Origin of the sequence: Azospirillum thermophilum (assembly GCF_003130795.1) — a bacterium.
Lineage (GTDB): Bacteria > Pseudomonadota > Alphaproteobacteria > Azospirillales > Azospirillaceae > Azospirillum > Azospirillum thermophilum.
In genome coordinates this window covers 1,569,732-1,587,476 of record NZ_CP029353.1, presented here as the reverse complement: position 1 = coordinate 1,587,476, position 17,745 = coordinate 1,569,732, and the positions used below count along the sequence as shown (strand labels likewise).

At 67.7% G+C, this 17,745-nt stretch carries 16 protein-coding genes and 1 pseudogene; 10 read left to right on the top strand and 7 right to left on the bottom strand.

Annotation, left to right across the window (positions count from 1 at the left end; translation table 11 throughout):
- Positions 1–10: 10 nt before the first annotated feature.
- Positions 11–1,018, top strand: a complete 1,008-nt coding sequence (gene mltG / locus DEW08_RS13760) for an endolytic transglycosylase MltG (RefSeq protein ID WP_109327978.1) — start codon at positions 11–13, stop codon at positions 1,016–1,018.
- 36 nt (positions 1,019–1,054) lie between these two features.
- Here the strand turns inward: mltG and DEW08_RS13755 are convergent, their stop codons facing one another.
- Both DEW08_RS13755 and DEW08_RS13750 read right to left on the bottom strand, forming a co-directional pair.
- Positions 1,055–1,279 (bottom strand): hypothetical protein, encoded by a 225-nt coding sequence (locus tag DEW08_RS13755; protein ID WP_109327976.1) that lies wholly within the window; start codon positions 1,277–1,279, stop codon positions 1,055–1,057.
- A 234-nt stretch (positions 1,280–1,513) separates the two neighbouring features.
- Positions 1,514–3,526 carry a lytic transglycosylase domain-containing protein gene (locus DEW08_RS13750; protein WP_245986243.1) on the bottom strand — a complete coding sequence of 671 codons (2,013 nt, stop codon included), beginning with the start codon at positions 3,524–3,526 and terminating at the stop codon, positions 1,514–1,516.
- A 30-nt stretch (positions 3,527–3,556) separates the two neighbouring features.
- On the opposite strand from DEW08_RS13750, the gene dapA reads away from it, so the two are divergent.
- The 3 genes from dapA to DEW08_RS13735 are packed head-to-tail and all read left to right on the top strand — an operon-like array spanning position 3,557 to position 6,012.
- The gene (gene dapA / locus DEW08_RS13745) at positions 3,557–4,432 is read left to right on the top strand and encodes a 4-hydroxy-tetrahydrodipicolinate synthase (protein WP_109327972.1); all 876 of its coding nucleotides are present in this window, start codon (positions 3,557–3,559) and stop codon (positions 4,430–4,432) included.
- A 31-nt stretch (positions 4,433–4,463) separates the two neighbouring features.
- A complete protein-coding gene (gene smpB, locus DEW08_RS13740; RefSeq protein ID WP_109327970.1) occupies positions 4,464–4,940 on the top strand; it encodes an SsrA-binding protein SmpB in 477 nt (158 codons plus the stop codon).
- A gap of 40 nt (positions 4,941–4,980) precedes the next feature.
- A complete protein-coding gene (locus DEW08_RS13735) occupies positions 4,981–6,012 on the top strand; it encodes a class I SAM-dependent methyltransferase (protein ID WP_109327968.1) in 1,032 nt (343 codons plus the stop codon).
- Between the two features lie 59 nt (positions 6,013–6,071).
- On the opposite strand, the gene hemB is transcribed toward DEW08_RS13735, so the two are convergent.
- From hemB to DEW08_RS13720, 3 genes are read right to left on the bottom strand one after another with little or no spacing between them, the layout of a single operon-like run.
- Entirely contained in the window at positions 6,072–7,076 is a 1,005-nt protein-coding gene (hemB, locus tag DEW08_RS13730; protein WP_109327966.1) for a porphobilinogen synthase, read from the bottom strand.
- Positions 7,077–7,133: 57 nt separating this feature from the next.
- The gene (locus DEW08_RS13725) at positions 7,134–7,982 is read right to left on the bottom strand and encodes a metallophosphoesterase family protein (protein WP_109327964.1); all 849 of its coding nucleotides are present in this window, start codon (positions 7,980–7,982) and stop codon (positions 7,134–7,136) included.
- A 7-nt stretch (positions 7,983–7,989) separates the two neighbouring features.
- A complete protein-coding gene (locus DEW08_RS13720) occupies positions 7,990–8,895 on the bottom strand; it encodes a diacylglycerol/lipid kinase family protein (protein WP_109327962.1) in 906 nt (301 codons plus the stop codon).
- A gap of 263 nt (positions 8,896–9,158) precedes the next feature.
- Here DEW08_RS13720 and DEW08_RS13715 point away from each other — a divergent pair, with 263 nt between their 5' ends.
- The 6 genes and pseudogenes from DEW08_RS13715 (at position 9,159) to DEW08_RS13690 (ending at position 15,694) form a co-directional block, all read left to right on the top strand.
- Positions 9,159–10,220, top strand: a complete 1,062-nt coding sequence (locus tag DEW08_RS13715) for an enoyl-CoA hydratase/isomerase family protein (protein ID WP_109327960.1) — start codon at positions 9,159–9,161, stop codon at positions 10,218–10,220.
- 282 nt (positions 10,221–10,502) lie between these two features.
- Complete coding sequence (locus tag DEW08_RS13710) at positions 10,503–10,976, top strand: MarR family winged helix-turn-helix transcriptional regulator (RefSeq protein WP_109327958.1); 474 nt, start codon at positions 10,503–10,505, stop codon at positions 10,974–10,976.
- Positions 10,977–11,536: 560 nt separating this feature from the next.
- Complete coding sequence (locus DEW08_RS13705; protein WP_109327956.1) at positions 11,537–12,766, top strand: ABC transporter substrate-binding protein; 1,230 nt, start codon at positions 11,537–11,539, stop codon at positions 12,764–12,766.
- 96 nt (positions 12,767–12,862) lie between these two features.
- A pseudogene (locus tag DEW08_RS13700) lies at positions 12,863–13,749 on the top strand (branched-chain amino acid ABC transporter permease).
- Positions 13,750–13,751: 2 nt separating this feature from the next.
- Positions 13,752–14,732: a branched-chain amino acid ABC transporter permease gene (locus DEW08_RS13695; RefSeq protein WP_109327954.1), complete on the top strand. Its 981-nt coding sequence runs from the start codon at positions 13,752–13,754 to the stop codon at positions 14,730–14,732.
- A gap of 323 nt (positions 14,733–15,055) precedes the next feature.
- A complete protein-coding gene (locus DEW08_RS13690) occupies positions 15,056–15,694 on the top strand; it encodes a phasin family protein (RefSeq protein WP_109327952.1) in 639 nt (212 codons plus the stop codon).
- A gap of 81 nt (positions 15,695–15,775) precedes the next feature.
- On the opposite strand, the gene DEW08_RS13685 is transcribed toward DEW08_RS13690, so the two are convergent.
- Both DEW08_RS13685 and DEW08_RS13680 read right to left on the bottom strand, forming a co-directional pair.
- Positions 15,776–16,630 carry a 23S rRNA (adenine(2030)-N(6))-methyltransferase RlmJ gene (locus DEW08_RS13685; protein WP_109327950.1) on the bottom strand — a complete coding sequence of 285 codons (855 nt, stop codon included), beginning with the start codon at positions 16,628–16,630 and terminating at the stop codon, positions 15,776–15,778.
- Between the two features lie 66 nt (positions 16,631–16,696).
- Positions 16,697–17,323 carry a transglycosylase SLT domain-containing protein gene (locus tag DEW08_RS13680; protein ID WP_245986241.1) on the bottom strand — a complete coding sequence of 209 codons (627 nt, stop codon included), beginning with the start codon at positions 17,321–17,323 and terminating at the stop codon, positions 16,697–16,699.
- Between the last annotated feature and the right edge of the window lie 422 nt (positions 17,324–17,745).

Genomic DNA, 17,745 nt, shown 5'->3' with positions numbered 1-17,745 from the left:
GAGGGGCTGAATGGGCTGGGGCCTCCGTATCACCGCGGGGGCTCTCGTCCTCGCCACTGCCGCCGGCGGACTCGGGCTCTGGGGGACCATGCGCTACATGGCCCCCGGTCCGCTCGACCATCAGGAAACCGTCGTCATTCCCCGTGGCCTGGGCCTGGAGGGCATCGCCCTGACGCTCGGCGATGCCGGGGTGATTTCCTCGCCCCTGGTCTTCGCGGCCGGCGCCAAGCTGTCGGGTTCGGTGCGTGACCTGAAGGCGGGCGAGTATGCCTTCGCCCCCGGGATCAGCATCGAAGGTGTCCTGGAGCAGATGCGCCAGGGCCGCACCGTCGTGCGCCGCTTCACGGTGCCGGAGGGGCTGACCTCGGCACAGGTGATGGCCCTGCTTGAGAAGGAGCCGGCGCTGACCGGCGAAGTCAAGCAGGTGCCGAGGAACGGCAGCCTGCTTCCCGAGACCTATCACTTCTCCTATGGCGACAGCCGCGCGGCGTTGGTCGAGCGGATGCAGCACGCCATGACTCAGGCGCTGGCCGAGGCGTGGAAGGGCCGCGTCGACGGGCTGCCGCTCCAGACGCCGGAGCAGGCGGTGACGCTGGCCTCGATCGTCGAGAAGGAAACCGGGATCGCGGCGGAACGGGCACGCGTGGCCGGCGTCTTCGTCAACCGGCTGGACGCCGGCATGAAGCTCCAGTCGGATCCCACCGTGATCTTCGCGTTGACCGACGGCAGCGGGGAGCTTGGCCGGGCGCTGACGCGCAATGACTGGAAGGTCGATTCGCCCTACAACACCTATCAGGTGACGGGGCTGCCGCCGGGGCCGATCGCCAACCCGGGCCGGGCCTCGCTGCAGGCGGTGATGAAGCCCGAGCGGCACGAGTTCCTGTATTTCGTCGCGGATGGCAGCGGCGGCCATGTCTTCGCCAAGACCCTGCCGGACCACAACCGCAACGTCGCCAAGTGGCGCGAGGTGCAGCAGCGGCAGCAGCAGGGCGGGCAGGGCGATCCGTCCTCGGAATAGGACGCGTCTGCGCCTCCCGGCGCGCTTCCATACGCCTCAGGCGGCGTTGGACGCCGAGTGGATCACCACCAGGCTGGCAAGCCCGCCATAGGACTTGCGGGCGGCGCGCAGCCGTTCCAGGGACTCCGTCAGGCTCTCCTCAATGAAGCCGGGGGTCAGTTGCGCCAGTTCCCGCTGCGTCAGGTCGATGAAAGCGTCCAGCAGCCGGGCATGAATGCGGCAGGCCTCGCGAATCTCGTCCGGAACGGTCGGTGCACGCATGACGGGGTGTTCCTTGTAGCGGTGCGGTGTTGTCGGAGTCCCGGGCGGCTTTTTCGACCTGCGGGTGAACTGAATTAGTCGCTGATGCGGTTAAAACAGTATTAAGGGCTTCTCACCGGTGGTCAGGGATTTGGAAGTACCACTTTTTTGCTGAAGACTGGAAAGAGCAGGGCCGGAAAACTGTCATGAACGACAGTCCTGCCGGCCCCGTGCCTGTCCTCTCCTCTGCTTCGCTCAGCGCCGCAGCTCGCGGTCCAGGTTCAGCTCCGCCCGGCTTCCCTGCAGGCGCGCGCGATAGACCAGCAGGGCTTCCATCACCCGCTGCACATAGTTGCGGGTCTCGTAGATCGGGATCAACTCCAGCCAGTCCACCGCGTCGATCGTGCCGGAGCGCGGATCGCCATAGGTGTCGAGCCACTGCCGCACCCGCGCCGGACCGGCATTGTAGGCGGCGATGGCAAGGATGTAGGAGCCGTTGAAGCGGTCGATCATCTCCGCCAGATAGGCCGAGCCGAGCTTCACGTTGTAGCCGGGATCGCTCGTCAGCTTCGCGTGGGCGTGCTTCAGCCCCAGCTTGGTGGCGACGAGCTGAGCCGTGCCCGGCATGAGCTGCATCAAGCCGCGCGCCCCGGCGGAGGAGACGATCTGCGTGTTGAAGGTGCTCTCCTGCCGGATGATCGCGTGGACCAGCGCGATTTCCGGGGCCTCCGGCCGGGCGTCGATCACCGGATAGCCGGCCTCCACCAGATAGATCTCGTTCTGCGCGGCGTCCTTGGCGGCGGCGACGGCGAGATCGCGGCGCCCGACCTCCTGGGCCAGCCGGGCGGCGAGCGCATAGTCGGCCGGCGCCTTGGCATCCAGGCTGACGCGGCGCAGGAAGGCGGTTACCTTCTCGTCGTCCGGTCCCTCGATCTCCGCCAGCAGCTTGGCGGCACGCACCACCTCCCGCCGCTCGAAGGCGGTGGCCTCGGCGTTGGTGACGTGCGGTTCGGCGGGCAGGGTGACCTTGCCGCCGGCGATGTGGCGGGCGGCGAGCTGGCCGTAGAAGGTCGTGCCGTACTGGGCGGCGCGGGCATACCACTCCTTCGCCTTGGCGGCCTCGCCCAGCGCTTCCGCCGCGCGGCCGCACCAGAAGGCGCCGCGCGCCTTGCTGATCGGCGCGGTCACCGAGCGGTAGAGCTTGTGGAAATGGCCGAAGGCGTCCGACGGCTGGTCGAGGAAGCGCAGAGCCAGGAAGCCGGCGAGGAACTCCGCCTCGGCCAGGGCGCTGCCGTCGGCGACGCCATGGGCCTTCACCAGCCGGTAGGCGAGGTTGTAGTCGCCCTTCTCGATGGCGCGGCGGGCCAGGATATGCCGCTCGGCCCACCAGGCCTGAGGCCGGCCCATGTCCACCGGAGCCTTGGCGATGATCTCCAGCGCGCCGGCATCGTCGCCCTTGCGGCGGCGCCAGCGGGCCTGGTCGAACAGCAGGCCCGGATCGTTGCGCAGCGAGGCGGGCACCCGGGCGATGGCGGCATCGACGCCGGACTTGTCGGTGTCCAGCGCGATGCGCGCCTCGATCAGCGTGTCGTAGGCGTCGTCGAAGAAGGCGAGCATGCGGCGCACCGGCGCCTCCTGCCGCTCCCACAGCAGGCGGTCGAGCCGCGCCTTGTGGTCCTGCTGGCGCAGGTGCGAGCGGTAGCGGGAGAGGAACTCCGCTTCCTCGTCCGCCGTGAAGTTCGCCTCCGCCCAGCGGGCGCGCACCAGCTTCACCGCCTGCTCCGTCCCGCCGGTGGCGAGCAGCGTGTCGGCATAGCGCAGCACGCCGTCGTTGGTCAGCGGCGGATACTGGCGGAACCAGGACAGCACCAGGCTCTCGTCCAGGTCAATCGGCATCGCCTTCTCTGCCTGACGGCGGAGCTGCGCCTGGTTCGGCCAGTCGGGATTCTCGCGCACGAAGGCGGCGATCTCCGCGAAGCTGCCGCCGCCGGGGGTGGCCAGCGTCATCCAGCGGATGATCTTGGCCGGCAGCCGGTCCTTCGCCTGGGCCGCCAACTGCAGCGCCTCGTCGTGGCGCTCGTTGTCGGCGGCGGTGAAGGCCTGCCGGTAGATGGCCAGATCCTGGGCGCCGAGCTGGCCGGCATCGGCCGGTGCGGCGAACAGCAGGACGGCGATCAGCGGCCCTGCCAGAGTGGTTGTGACAGCGGAAGCGATGGCCGTCCGGGCACTCTTGCCCAGGCAGCCGGGGGCGGCTAAGGTGCGCGACACTTTTCTTGAAGTCCGTCGGAGGTGGCAGGCATGTTTCACGGTTCCATCGTCGCCCTTCTTACCCCGTTCAAGAACGGGAAAGTGGACGAGGCCGCCTTCCAGTCCTTCGTCGAATGGCAGGTTGCCCAGGGCACCCACGGTCTTGTCCCGTGCGGCACCACCGGCGAGTCCCCGACCCTCTCGCACGAAGAGCACAACCGCGTCGTCGAGCTGTGCATCGAGGCGGCGGCAGGCAAGGTTCCGGTCATGGCCGGTACCGGCTCCAACTCCACGGAGGAGGCGATCGCCCTGACCCGCCACGCCAGGAAGGCGGGCGCGCAGGCTGCGCTGGTCGTGACGCCCTACTACAACAAGCCGACGCAAGAGGGTCTGTACCAGCATTTCAAGGCGATCCATGACGCGGCGGATTTGCCGATCTTCATTTACAACATTCCGGGCCGCAGTGTCGTGGATATGTCGGTGGCAACGATGGCCCGGCTCGCGAAATTGCCGAACATTGTCGGCGTGAAGGACGCCACCGCCGATCTCGCCCGCCCGTCGCGGCTGCTGCAGGAGGTCGATCCCGACTTCATCCAGCTGTCGGGCGAGGATGCGACGGCGCTGGCCTTCAACGCCCAGGGCGGCGTCGGCTGCATCTCGGTGAGCGCCAACGTGGCGCCGGCCCTGTGCTCGGCCATGCAGACCGCCTGGGCCAAGGGCGACCTGAAGGAGGCCTTCCGCCTGCGCGACGTGCTGGCCCCGCTGCACGACGCCATGTTCGTGGAGACCAGCCCGGCGCCGGTCAAGTTCGCCGCCAGCCAGCTCGGCCTGTGCAGCGATGACGTCCGCCTGCCGCTCGTCCCCGCGTCGGAAGCCGCCCGGAGCGCCGTGCGCGCCGCCATGACCAGGGCCGGGCTGCTGAAATAACCGGTACGGAACCGGGAGGAAGGAGACGGCCTTGGCTTCGCGAGAGCCGGAAGCGAAGCGCATCGCGGCGCATAACCGCCGCGCGCGCTTCGATTACTTCATCGACGACACGCTCGAGGCCGGTCTGATGCTGACCGGCACCGAGGTGAAATCCCTGCGTGGCGGCCGGGCCAGCATCGCCGAGTCCTATGCCGGCCTGAAGGACGGGGAACTGTACCTGTTCAACGCGTACATCCCCGAATATCTGCAGGCCGGCCGCTGGCTGCAGCACGAGACGAAGCGCCCGCGCAAGCTGCTGGTCCGCCGGCGGGAGCTCGACAAGCTCGCCGCCGGGATCAAGCAGAAGGGCGTGACGCTGATCCCCATGCAGATCTACTTCAACGACCGCGGCATCGCGAAGGTGCAGATCGGGCTCGCCACCGGCAAGAAGAAGCACGACAAGCGCGAGTCGGAGAAGGAACGCAGCTGGCAGCGCGACAAGGCGCGGCTGATGCGGGACAAGGGCTGATCCCGCCCGCTCTCCACACCCCAGCCCAGGAACAGGTCCCTTGAGCCGTTTGGACAATCGTGCCGGCGACCGCGACGCCACCCTGGCCGCGGTGGCGGCGGAGGCCCTGGCGGAGCGCCGTCCGCAGGGCCGCATCCTCGTCGCCTTCGACAGCGACGGCGGGATATCGCATGCGCTCGCCGAGGGCGGGGCCGAGGTCACGAACTGGCACCGGCTGGCGCTCGGCGGGCAGGTGGCGGCGACGCCCTGGCCGGCCGAGGGGGCCTTCGATGCCGCCGTGCTGCGCCTGCCGCGCGGCTGGGCCTCCTTCGGGATGGCGCTGCATGCCGTGGCCTCCCGGCTGGAACCCGGCGCTCCGCTGTGGATCGTCGGCGGCAACGACGAGGGCATCGCCTCGGCGCCGAAGCACGTCGACGGGTTGCTCGACGAGCCGGAGACGCTGACCATCAAGCGGCGCGTCCGCGTTCTGGAGACGCGCCGCACCCACGCCCATGCCCGCGGCTCGCTGGAGGACTGGCGGGAGAGCGTGCCGGTGCCGGTGCCGGGCGGCGGGGAGCCGCTGGAGCTGGTGTCCTACCCCGGCCTGTTCGCCCATGGCCGGCTCGACGCCGGTACCGAGTGTCTGCTGAGCGTGCTGCCGGAGGTGGCGCCGGGGACCAATGTGCTGGATTTCGGCTGCGGTGCCGGCGTCATCGCGCGGGCGGTGCGGGAGCGTACGCCGGACGTGCGGCTGACCCTGCTGGACGTCGATGCGCTCGCCCTGCATGCGGCGCGGCAGAATGTCCCGGATGCCGAGCTGGTGCTCAGCGACGGCCTGTCCGGGCTGGGCAGCCGCGACCGCTTCGGCCTGATCCTCTCCAATCCGCCGCTCCACCGCGGCAAGGACGAGGATTTCGGGATGCTGGAGGCTCTGGTCGCCGGCACCAAGCAATATCTGAAGCTGCGCGGGTCGCTCGTCGCGGTGACCCAGCGGACGGCGGGCGTCGGCAAGCTGTTCAAGGGCGCCTTCGGCCACAGCGACCTGCTGCTGGAGACCCCGCAGTTCCAGGTCTGGCGCGGCACGCCCAAGTAAGGACCTGAAGGATGCGGTCGGGGTCCGCCCGAAGACGGCCCCGACCTGTCCACCGCCGCTCAGCCGGCTCGCAGCAGCTTCGCGGCATCCACCGCGCCATAGGTCAGGATGGCGTCGCTGCCGGCCCGCTTGAAGCCCATCAGGGTTTCCAGCAGCGCCTTCTCGTAGTTCAGCCAGCCGTTGCCGGCGGCGGCGCGCAGCATCGCGTACTCGCCCGACACATGATAGGCGAAGGTCGGGACGGCGAACTCGTCCTTCACCCGGCGGATGATGTCGAGATAGGGCAGGCCGGGCTTGACCATCACCATGTCCGCCCCCTCCTGCAGGTCCAGCGCGACCTCGCGCAGGGCCTCGTCGCTGTTGGCGGGGTTCATCTGGTAGGTGGTCTTGTCGCCCTTGAGGAAGCCGCCGGAATTCACGGCGTCGCGGAACGGGCCATAGAAAGCCGAGGCGTATTTGGCGGCATAGGAGCAGATGCGGACGAGCTGGTGCCCCTGGCTCTCCAGCCGGTCGCGCAGCACGCCGATGCGGCCGTCCATCATGTCCGACGGGGCGACGATGTCGGCGCCGGCCTCCGCCTGGGCCAGCGCCTGACGGACCAGAACCTCCACCGTCTCGTCGTTCTGGATGTAGCCGTCGCGCAGGATGCCGTCATGGCCGTGGCTGGTGTAGGGGTCGAGCGCCACGTCGCACAGCACCCCGACCTCCGGCACCGCCGCCTTCAGGGCGCGGATCGCCCGGTTCATCAGGTTGTCCGCACGATAGGCCTCGGCCGCGTCGTCCGACTTCTTGTCGGCGCCGACCACCGGGAACAGCGCCACGCAGGGGATCCCGAGCGAACCGGCCTGTCCCACCGCCTCGACCAGCAGGTCGATGGTCAGGCGCTCCACCCCCGGCATCGAGGCGACCGGTTCGCGCCGGTTCTCCCCCTCGATCACGAAGACCGGCCAGATCAGGTCGTCGACGGTCAGCGTGTTCTCGGCGACGAGGCGGCGCGTCCAGCCGTCGACGCGGTTGCGGCGCATGCGGGTACGCGGAAAGGAGGCGGGAAGGATGCTCGGCATAACGGGAACTACCCTCGATGAGTGCGGGGCGATCCTACGCCCCATCGGCGGCGGGACTCAAGCCGCCCCGGTCACAGGCCTGAATCCCGTATCCTGCTCTTGCAGCTCCCAGCGCTGGCCCGTCTTGCTCCATACCGAGACCAGCCCGGCGGCGAAGGCCGCCCCCTCCCATGACCGCACCTCGAACCGCACCCGCGGCGGGTCGATGGCGATCAGGTTGTAGGCGTTCGCCTCGTTGCGCAGCCGGGTGGAGGTCGCGGTGGAGGCCTGGGCGACCAGGATCGACCGGGCAACCTGCGTGTGGAAGGTCATGATATCGCCGGAATAGGCGCGGTGCAGATGCCCGGCCAGCAGCAGGTCGACGCCGCAGGTCTCCAGCGCCGGCAGCACCAGCTTGTGCCGGCCGACCAGCCGCGTCTTCGGCGCGTCGGGCGGCGGCAGGAAGGGATGATGGGTGAACAGCACCTTGAACACGCTGTCCGGCAGTTCGCAGAACACCTCGCGCACGCGGCCGATCTGCGACCTGTTCACCCGGCCTTCGGAGAAATCGAAGATCACCGACCTCGCGGTGTTCAGCCCGAGCACCGCGATCTCGTCGTCGATGTGGAAGGGGCTGAGGTCGGTGGAGATGTAGCGGCGGTAATAGCCGAAGGGGTCGAAGAAGCGGCGCAGGACGTTGTAGACCGGAATGTCGTGGTTGCCGGGCACGACCAGATAGGGGAAGGGCAGCGCCTCCAGAAAGGCGCGGGCGGCCTGGAAATGGCGGGGCTTGGCCCGCTGGACCAGATCGCCGGAGATCACGATCAGGTCCGGCTGCTGCACGGTCAGGTCGGCCAGCAGCCCCTCGACCACCCGCTCGTCGATCCGGCCGAAATGCAGGTCGGAGATGTGGGCCAGCGTCTTCACCGCGGCATCAATCCCCGGCGGCCTTCGGCGCCAGCACCTTCAGCGCCTTCTTGTGGATCCGGTACTGCAGCGGGGTCGTCATCCGCTTCACCTCGCCATCATTGACCATCCGCAGGGTCCGCCGCCGGCTGTGAACCATGAGGCCGGAGGCCGTCAGCGTCTCCAACTCGTCGTCCTGCTTCCAGGTTCCCGTCACCATGCGTCCCAGCAGCCGCATCAGCGCCCAGGCGTCGCGGTGGCGGGCGACATAGACGCCGAGGTTGCCGGAATCGAGGACGCTGCGGCGGACGACCAGACGGAAGCCGTCGTCGTAGACGTTGTTGGACACCGCCAGCACCGGCGTGCGCACGCGGCGCGGCCCCTCGCCCCAGTCCAGACGCACGTCGAGCAGCGGCAGGCGGCGCAGCGTCTTCACCAATGCCACCGCCATGCCCGGCCATTTCAGCAGGCGATGCATCTTGCGCTGGCGCTCCCGCTCCTGGACCACCGCCGGGTAGAAGCCGAGGACGGAGCTGTTCAGGTAATAGTCGCCGTTCACCTCGGCGATGTCGATGGCGCGCACCTCGCCGGCGGCCAGCGCCTCCGCCGCCTCTTCCAGGTCGAAGGGGATGTTCAGGTCGCGGGCCAGCAGGTTCAGGGTGCCGAGCGGGATGACCCCGAGGACCTTGCCGCTCCTCATCACCAGGTTGACCGCGGTGTTCACCGTCCCGTCGCCGCCGCCGACCACCACCACCTCGGCATCGGAGTCCAGGGCGCGGCGGATCGCCTCGGGACAGTCGGCCGGCTCCACCGCCGCCAGGGTGACCTCCGCCCCGTGCCGTTCGAAGGCGGCGCGGATCGGGGCGACGGCCTCCTCGATCGGGCGTCCGACCAGGCTTCCCGCCGACTGGTTGAGAACGATCGCCACCTTCATCCCGCTGTCCCCGCCGTTCGTGTCTTGTCGTTTGATGAGCGCCCTGTAGATGTGGGTGAGGGCGGAACCCGCCAAGCCCCCGCTCTGTTCCATTGCCGCGCATGGGCAGGGGATTCTGTGCGGTACCGTATGGCATGGTTTGACAGGCTGATTGCGTCCCGTATCATCGCGCGCGCCGGCTGGTCGCGCTATGGGGGGCCGCAGGGTCCGGAGCGCCGGCCCATCCGGTGGAATCGCCAAGAATTGCGGGAAGAATCAAGACGATGAGCGACTCTGCTGAGATTCTGTTTGAACGCCGGGGTGCCATCGGCCTCGTTACGCTGAACCGGCCGAAGGCGCTGAACGCGCTGACCCTCAACATGATTCGCCTGTTCGACCCGCAGCTCCGCGCCTGGAACGCGGATCCGGACGTGAAGGCGGTGGTGATCCAGGGGGCCGGGGAGAAGGCGTTCTGTGCCGGCGGCGACGTCGTCAGCCTGTACGAGGCCGGCAAGGCGGCGCGCGAGGGGCGGGGCGACGGCTCGCAGATCCGCGCCTTCTTCAGCGAGGAGTATATCCTCAACCGGCTGATCAAGCGCCTGTCGAAGCCCTATGTCGCGCTGATCGACGGCATCTCCATGGGCGGCGGCGTCGGGCTGTCGGAGCACGGCTCGCACCGTATCGTGACGGAGCGCACGCTGTTCGCCATGCCGGAAACCGGCATCGGCCTCTACCCCGACGTCGGCGGCACCTACTTCCTGCCGCGTCTGCCCGGCCAGGTCGGCATCTGGCTCGGTCTCAGCGGCGACCGGCTGAAGGCGGCCGACATGCTGGCGATCAACGCCGCGGACGCCTTCGTGCCGAGCGGCCGGATCGAGGCTCTGCTGTCCGACCTCGCCGGCGGCGTCAGCCCCGACGAGGCGATCGCCGCCTACAGGGAGCCGGCGGGCGAGGCGGCGGTGACCGCGCTGCGCCCGGCCATCGACCGCTGCTATGCCCATGACGGCATGGAGGCGATCGTCAAGGCGCTGGAGGCCGAGGGCACGGAGTGGGCCGCCGGCCAGATCGCCACGCTGAAGCGCATGTCGCCGACCAGCCTCAAGGTCACCCTCTCCGCGCTGCGCCGCGGCGCCAGGCTGGATTTCGAGGGGTGCCTGCGTCAGGAACTCCGCCTCAGCCTCGCCTGCCTCGCCGGCGACGACTTCTACGAGGGCATCCGCGCCGTCCTCGTCGACAAGGACAAGAACCCGAAGTGGAAGCCGGCGGATCTGGCCGGCGTCAGCCAGACCGACGTGGAGCGGCACTTCGCCGAGCCGGCCGGCGGCGACCTGGAGTTCCGCGACTGATCCCGGCCTCCTCCCGCGGTCGTTAGGGCTCGAACAAATCGAGACTTGTCATAAACCCGTCGGTTATAGGATGAAAGCGGTGGGCCACGGTACCCGCGGACGGTGCGTGCGTACCGTAACCGCGGTGCCACGGCCCACCGTATTCATAGCGAGAAGGCAGTTCGCGCTGGATTTTTGGGAATTATTAAGATGATTGCCGGCCAATGATCGGTTAATCTCGTCTTAAGGTCCCGGGAAGGTCCTTGCGCGGGGACTGTCCGGTTAGAGCCAAAGGAGACCGCGGTGCGTAAACCCTATTATGAAAGCATCCTCCTGATCGAGCGGCTTCACCGCCACTTCCTCGAGGTGCTGAAGACTGAACTGGACCGTCTCGGCATCCAGGATATCAATAACGTCCAGAGCCTTATTCTTTACAATATTGGCGAGGACGAGATGACGGTCGGCGAGCTGACCGCGCGTGGTTACTATCTCGGCTCCAACGTCTCCTACAATGTGAAGAAGATGGTCGAGAACGGCTATCTCGGGCAGGAGCGCTCGCCGCACGACCGCCGGTCCGTGCGCGTCCGCCTGTCGGAGAAGGGGCTGGAACTGCGCGAGCACATCAGCCGCATGTTCGAGCGCCATCTGGTCGCCCTGGAAAAGGCCGGCTTCAGCGACGACGAACTGGTGAAGGCCAACGAGACGCTGCGCCGGCTGGAGCGGTTCTGGTCCGCGTCTCTCGATTACAGCGGCTTTCCCATGACCTCGGCGGCCTGACGGGAGGCTTTCGGGCTCTCCTCCCGGCTGGTGCGGCATCCCGGCGGCGGCGGCGCGCGGTCCGTCCCGTTATACAGCGCCGGCCGGCCGGCTCTCGGGGTGCTGCCAGGAGGTCTCCAGCGATCCTGCGATGCGGTATCCGCAATGGCTCCGATCAGGGGCGGGCAGATATAGGCGCCCGACCCGGTCAACGTGACAGGCGGCGGTCTTTCGACCGCCGCCTTTTTTCTGTCCGGCCCCCTGCCGCCCGGCGATTCGCGCCGGCCTTCACCCTGTCTTGCCGGGTCTTCCGCCCGTTTGCGGTGCAGCCTCCTCCCCTCCCTTGCATCCGGGGGTGGTCGGTTTGTGGCAGAACCTTGACGTTTCGTTGGAAATTGCTTGTGTGGCGGAATTTCCGCTTCGCTTGCAACCGGTTGCGCCTGCATATTAGGACCGCAAGGTCGGAAGGGCGCTCCGCGCCGTCCGGCCAAAAAACGCCCGGCCGGCAAATGGTTGGGCAAGAAACGTCTGGGAAGACCAACGGACGCCACAGAGCGCGACCACCGAGGGGAGGAAACCATATGATCTCTCGTTATCTCGCCGGCGCAGCCCTTGCCGCGCTTGCCATCGGCGCGGCCCACGGGACGGCTGCGGCGCAGCAGGGCAAGCTGTCCGGCGACATGATCAGGATCGGCGTGCTGAACGACCGCTCCGGCCTCTATGCCGATCTCGGCGGCGAGGGCTCGGCCGTGGCGGCCCGCATGGCGGCGGAGGAGTTCGGCGGCAAGATCCTCGGCAAGCCGATCGAGGTCATCGCGGCCGACCATCAGAACAAGCCGGACATCGGCTCCAACATTGCCCGCCAGTGGATCGACCAGGACGGGGTGGACGTCATCGTCGACGTGCCGAACTCCGGCGTCGCGCTGGCCGTCCAGGAGGTGACCCGCGAGAAGAAGAAGATCTTCCTGATGGAAGGCCCGGCGACCTCCCGGCTGACCGGCGACGCCTGCTCGCCGACCGGCTTCCACTGGGCGTACGACACCCGGGCGCTGGCGGTGGGGACCGGCCGCGCCATGGTGCAGGAAGGCGGCAAGACCTGGTACTTCCTGACCGCCGACTACGCCTTCGGCCACCAGCTCGAGGCCGACACCGCGGCCGAGGTCAAGAAGGCCGGCGGCACCGTCGTCGGGTCGGTGCGCCATCCGCTCAACACCGCCGACTTCTCGTCCTTCCTGCTGCAGGCGCAGGCCTCGGGCGCCCAGGTGATCGGTCTGGCGAATGCCGGCGGCGACACCATCACCTCGATCAAGCAGGCGGCGGAATTCGGGCTGACGCAGGGCGGAAAGCAGAAGCTGGCCGGCCTGCTCCTGTTCCTGTCCGACGTTCATGCGCTGGGCCTGCCGGTCGCGCAGGACCTCGTGCTGACGACCGGATTCTATTGGGACATGGATGACGAGAAGCGGGCCTGGTCGAAGAAGTTCATGGAGAAGACCGGCAAGATGCCGACCATGGTGCAGGCCGGCAGCTATTCCGCCGTCCGCCATTACCTGAAGGCGGTGGAGGCCGCGGGAACCGACGACGGCCCGACGGTGGCCGCCAGGATGAAGGAGATGCCGGTCAACGACATGTTCGCCAAGAACGGCAAGATCCTGCAGAACGGCCGCATGGTGCACGACATGTATCTGGCCCGGGTGAAGAAGCCCTCCGAGTCCAAGGGGCCGTGGGACTACTACCAGATCATCCGCACCATCCCCGGCGACGAGGCCTTCGCGTCCTTCGAGGAAAGCGGCTGCAAGCTCGCCGCCAAGTGATCGGCAGCTTGGGGAGACCGGGCCTCTAGGGCGAAAGACCCCGCCGCGGCCGCCCCGGACGGCGGCGGGGTCCCACCGGGGGAGAGACACGCGCATATGAGCACCATTTTCGGCATTCCGCCCCAGGCGCTGTTCGGCCAGCTCCTTCTGGGGCTGATCAACGGCTCCTTCTACGCGCTGCTCAGCCTCGGGCTGGCGGTGATCTTCGGCATGTTGAACGTCGTCAACATGGCGCACGGCGCCCTCTACATGGTCGGCGCCTTCGTCGCCTGGCTGCTGCTGACCTATCTCGGCATCAACTACTGGATCGCGCTGATCCTCTCGCCCATCGTGGTCGGCGCCATCGGGCTGGTGCTGGAGCGCACCATGCTGCGCCGGCTCTACAAGGTCGACCACCTCTACGGCCTGCTGCTGACCTTCGGGCTGGCGCTGATCTTCGAGGGCGCCTTCCGCCACTTCTACGGCGTCTCCGGCCAGCCCTACCCGATCCCGGAGATGCTGCGCGGCGGCCAGAACCTCGGCTTCATGTTCCTGCCCAACTACCGCGGCTGGGTGGTGGTCGCCTCGCTGGTGGTGTGCTTCGGCACCTGGTACGCCATCGAGCGCACGCGGCTCGGCGCCTATCTGCGGGCGGCGACCGAGAACCCGACGCTGGTGCAGGCCTTCGGCATCAACGTGCCGGTGATGGTGTCGATGACCTACGCCTTCGGCGTCGCGCTGGCCGGCTTCGCCGGGGTGCTGGCGGCGCCGATCTACCAGGTCAGCCCGCTGATGGGCTCGAACCTGATCATCGTGGTGTTCGCGGTGGTGGTGATCGGCGGCATGGGCTCGATCCTCGGCGCCATCGTCACCGGCCTGTCGCTGGGCTTCTGGAGGGGCTGACCAAGGTCTTCTATCCCGAGGCCTCCAACATCGTCGTCTTCGTCATCATGGCCGTGGTGCTGCTGGTCAAGCCCGCCGGCCTGTTCGGACGGGAGAAGTGATCATGGCAACGCACACGACCACCGACGACCGGCGCCCCCTGACGGGTGCAGCCTCCTCGGGCCTGCCGGCCGGGCTGCTCGTCGGGCTTGCCGGGCTGGTGATCCTGCTGGCGGCTCCCTTCGCGCTCTATCCCGTCTTCCTGATGAAGGTGCTGTGCTTCGCGCTGTTCGCCTGCGCCTTCAACCTGCTGATCGGCTATGGCGGGCTGCTCAGCTTCGGCCATGCCGCCTTCTTCGGCGGCGCCGCCTACATCACCGCCCACACGGTCAAGGTCTGGGGCTTTCCGCCGGAACTCGGCATCATCCTGGGCGCGGCCTTCTCCGCCGTGCTGGGCCTGGTCTTCGGCGCGCTCGCCATCCGCCGGCAGGGCATCTACTTCGCGATGATCACGCTGGCGCTCAGCCAGATGGTGTTCTTCCTGGCGCTGCAGCTCAAGTTCACCGGCGGCGAGGATGGTATCCAGGCTGTCCCGCGCGGCATGCTGTTCGGCGTCATCGACCTCAACCAGCCGCTCGCCATGTACTACACGGTGCTGGCGGTCTTTCTCTTCGGGTTCCTGGTGGTCTGGCGGACGGTGAATTCGCCCTTCGGCCAGGTGCTGAAGGCGATCCGCGAGAACGAGCCGCGGGCGATCTCGCTCGGCTACCGCACCGACCATTACAAGCTGCTGGCCTTCGTGCTGTCGGCGACGCTGGCCGGGCTCGCCGGCGGAACCAAGGCGATCGTCTTCCAGCTTGCCACCCTGACGGATGTGACCTGGCAGATGTCGGGCGAGGTGGTGCTGATGACCCTGCTGGGCGGCATGGGCACGCTCTACGGTCCGGTGGTGGGCGCCGCCCTGGTGGTGACGCTGGAGAATTATCTGGCGGCGACCAACCTGCCGGTTCCCGTGGTGATCGGCGCCATCTTCGTCCTGTGCGTGCTGTTGTTCCGCCGGGGCATCGTCGGCGAGATCGTCGCCCGCCTGAACAAGGGCCGTTGATGGTTTCGTAGACGTCCACCTTGCCGGTCTGAACGAAAAGCGCCGCGATCTCCAACCGCGGCGTTTTTCATTGCTTGAACTCGAGCTTACATAATCCTGTAATCGATAAGCCCGAGGACCGTCATGAAGGATGCTCGATATTTTAAACAATGGCTCCTACCCGAAATTGCGGTCGTGCAATTATTACTTTGAGTGTTGGAACTAGTTTTCCTGAGCGTGTTATACCCACAGCGGTTGCGGCAGTGCAGCAAAGTTGACCGTCGCAACAATATTGGGAGAAGCGTCCCAGACCGGGCGATAACGCAATCAGGAGCTGAAGCAGAATGGCAACGGAAAAGGACACCCCCACGGCCACCCGCGAGGCCGCTTCGAAGGCTCGCACGGGAGCCGACGAGATTGCGCAGGCCGTCGAATCCACCACCCGCAAGGCGGCGGAATCGGCCCGCAACATTGGTGACGAGGCGGCTGATACCGCTCGCACCGCGGCCCAGGCCGGGGCGGATACCGGGCGTCGCACGCTTGAGACCGCGGCCGGCGTGACCCGCCAGGGCGTCGACGCGGCGAACCAGATGGCCGGCACGGCTGCGGCGCAGTTCCAGAAGCTGATGGGCTTCACCGCCGACAACCAGGGTGAAGTCGCCAAGGAGGCGCAGCAGAACCTCGACGCCATGGTGAAGTGCGGCTCGGTCCTGATGGACGGCTGGCAGACCATCATGCGCGAGTGGATGGGCATGGCCCAGGAAGCGGCGACCCGCAATGCCGAGGGCGTCAACGCCCTGGTGCGCAGCCGGTCGGTCCGCGACTTCTATGTCGCGCAGAGCAATCTGGTGAAGGACAACGTCGAACTGCTGCTGAACCGCAGCGTCAAGGTGTCGGAGCTGTCGGCGAAGTCCGCCAACGACGCGGTGCGCCGGCTGAAGGAGCGGACGGACGCGGCCGCCCAGCAAACCGCCCGATTCTGATCGGGCCGGTACCGGACGGCTCCGGGCCGACAACCGGACCATCCTGGCCTTTCCCCCGGTCGTGCCGGCCGGGGGATATTTTTATGCGGGCTTCTCCGCAGATTCCGGCACCAGCCAGTCCACCTTGGCGCCGCCGCCGCTGTGGGGCAGGGCGCCGTGCAGGGCCGGCAGCATCTCCCGCAGCGTCTCGTCCAGCCTCCAAGGCGGGTTGACGATGACGAGGCCGCAGCCGTTCAGCCGCAGATGCGTATCCTCCGGGTGCCAGGTCAGCTCGGCCACCAGCGTCTTGGGGATGGCGGCGCGCTCGATCGCGTCGTGGAAGCGCCAGACCGCCGGCCGCTCCTTGATCGGATACCACAGCGCATAGATGCCGGTGGACCAGCGGCGGTGCGCCTTCGCCAGCGCCTCGGCCATCCGGCCATACTCGTCGGGCTGCTCGAAGGGCGGATCGACCAGGACCAGCCCGCGCTTCTCCTTCGGCGGGAGATAGGCCTTCAGCGCCAGCCAGGCGTCGGTCTCGTGCACCGCCACCTGCCGGTCGCCGGCAAACTCCTCCTTCAGCGTCCCGGCATCCGCGGGATGCAGTTCAGCCAGGACCATGCGGTCCTGCGGGCGCATCAACGCACGGGCGATTCGCGGCGAGCCGGGGTACCAGCGCAGGGCGCCGCCGCCATTCAGCGCGGCAACGGCATCGAGATAGGGAAATACCGCCGGATGCGGGGCCGGGCGCCCGTAGAGGCAGGCGATGCCCTCCTCGAACTCCAGCGTCTTCTGCGCCTCGACCGACGCCAGATCATATCGGCCGATGCCCGCATGGGTGTCGAGCACGCAAAAAGGCGCCTCCTTGGCCCGCAGATGGGTCAGGATCAGCGCCTGGACGGCGTGCTTCATCACGTCGGCCGGATTGCCGGCGTGGAAGATGTGACGATAGTTCATGGTGCGCTGGTCTACCCGATCAGGACGGGCCGCGCCAGCATCCCATTCCCAACCCGCGGGAGCACGTCAGTTGATGGCGGCGACTTCCTGGGCGCGCTGGAAGCTGCGGCGGGTCTTGGGGGCCACGCTGACGGGATCGGTGTCGTCGCAGCGTGACGAGGCGAGCAGCTTGGCGCTCTGCTCGTTCAGTTCGTTCAGGTGCTGCCAGATCTTGCAGACATAGCCCTGCGCGCGGCGGACGGAGCCGCCATTGTAGCGGGCGAGCGCGGTCTTCCAGTTGCCTTCCTCGCCATGGAAGCGGAGGAGGAGCTTGCCGGCATACTGGACGTTCTCGCGCGGGTCGACGATACGCTCCACCGGCTGGAACTGGCCGCGATGGGAGTCGACCGAGAGCTGCATGCAGCCGACATAGGTGTCGGAGCGGAGGTTGCCGCGGGAGTCGCGGAGCTTGCGGGCGGCGTCGGAAACGTTGCGGGCGTAGTAGGGACGGCCCTGGACGCTCATCGCGAAGGGATGGGGGGCGCCGTCCTGGCCGCTTTCCACCAGCGCGATGGCGACGAGAAGGCCGGAGGGGATGTTGAGCTTCTGCTCCACCTCGACGGCCGCGGTGACGCAGCTATCCTGCGCCAGAGCGGGCTTGGCGGCCAGCGGGGCCATCAAGAGTCCGATTCCCAGTGCGATCCGGCGGGCCATGGCGACGCCTCCGCGCTGTTTTCGTCCTCGCATCTCCGACCTCCTCTGTTCGTGCCAAACCCTGTCGGCTGGCTTTTTTTGGCCCCCCGCGCGGGGCCGTTGTTCCGGTCACCGAGTCGCTTACGGCGACCGCCTCCTACCCAGATGTTCAGCGCCTCCCGATTGGGCGCCGCGGCCACATTTTCAAAAAATTGCTCCATCGTCAACCCAATTGCGCCCTGGTAATACCACACCGAACGTCCGTCGAAGGTCACAGCGCATCTGCGGAAGAAGGGCGTATACCTCGGAAGCCTGGGCTTAACCCTTTGATTCGGGTGGGTCTATTACCAAGGGTGCAGCCAGTTGGACGAAAGCTGCCTTCGCAGGTGCCAAAATGCCGGGTGCGGCGGCGTGTCGCTCGAATCACACGCCGAAAGGATTTT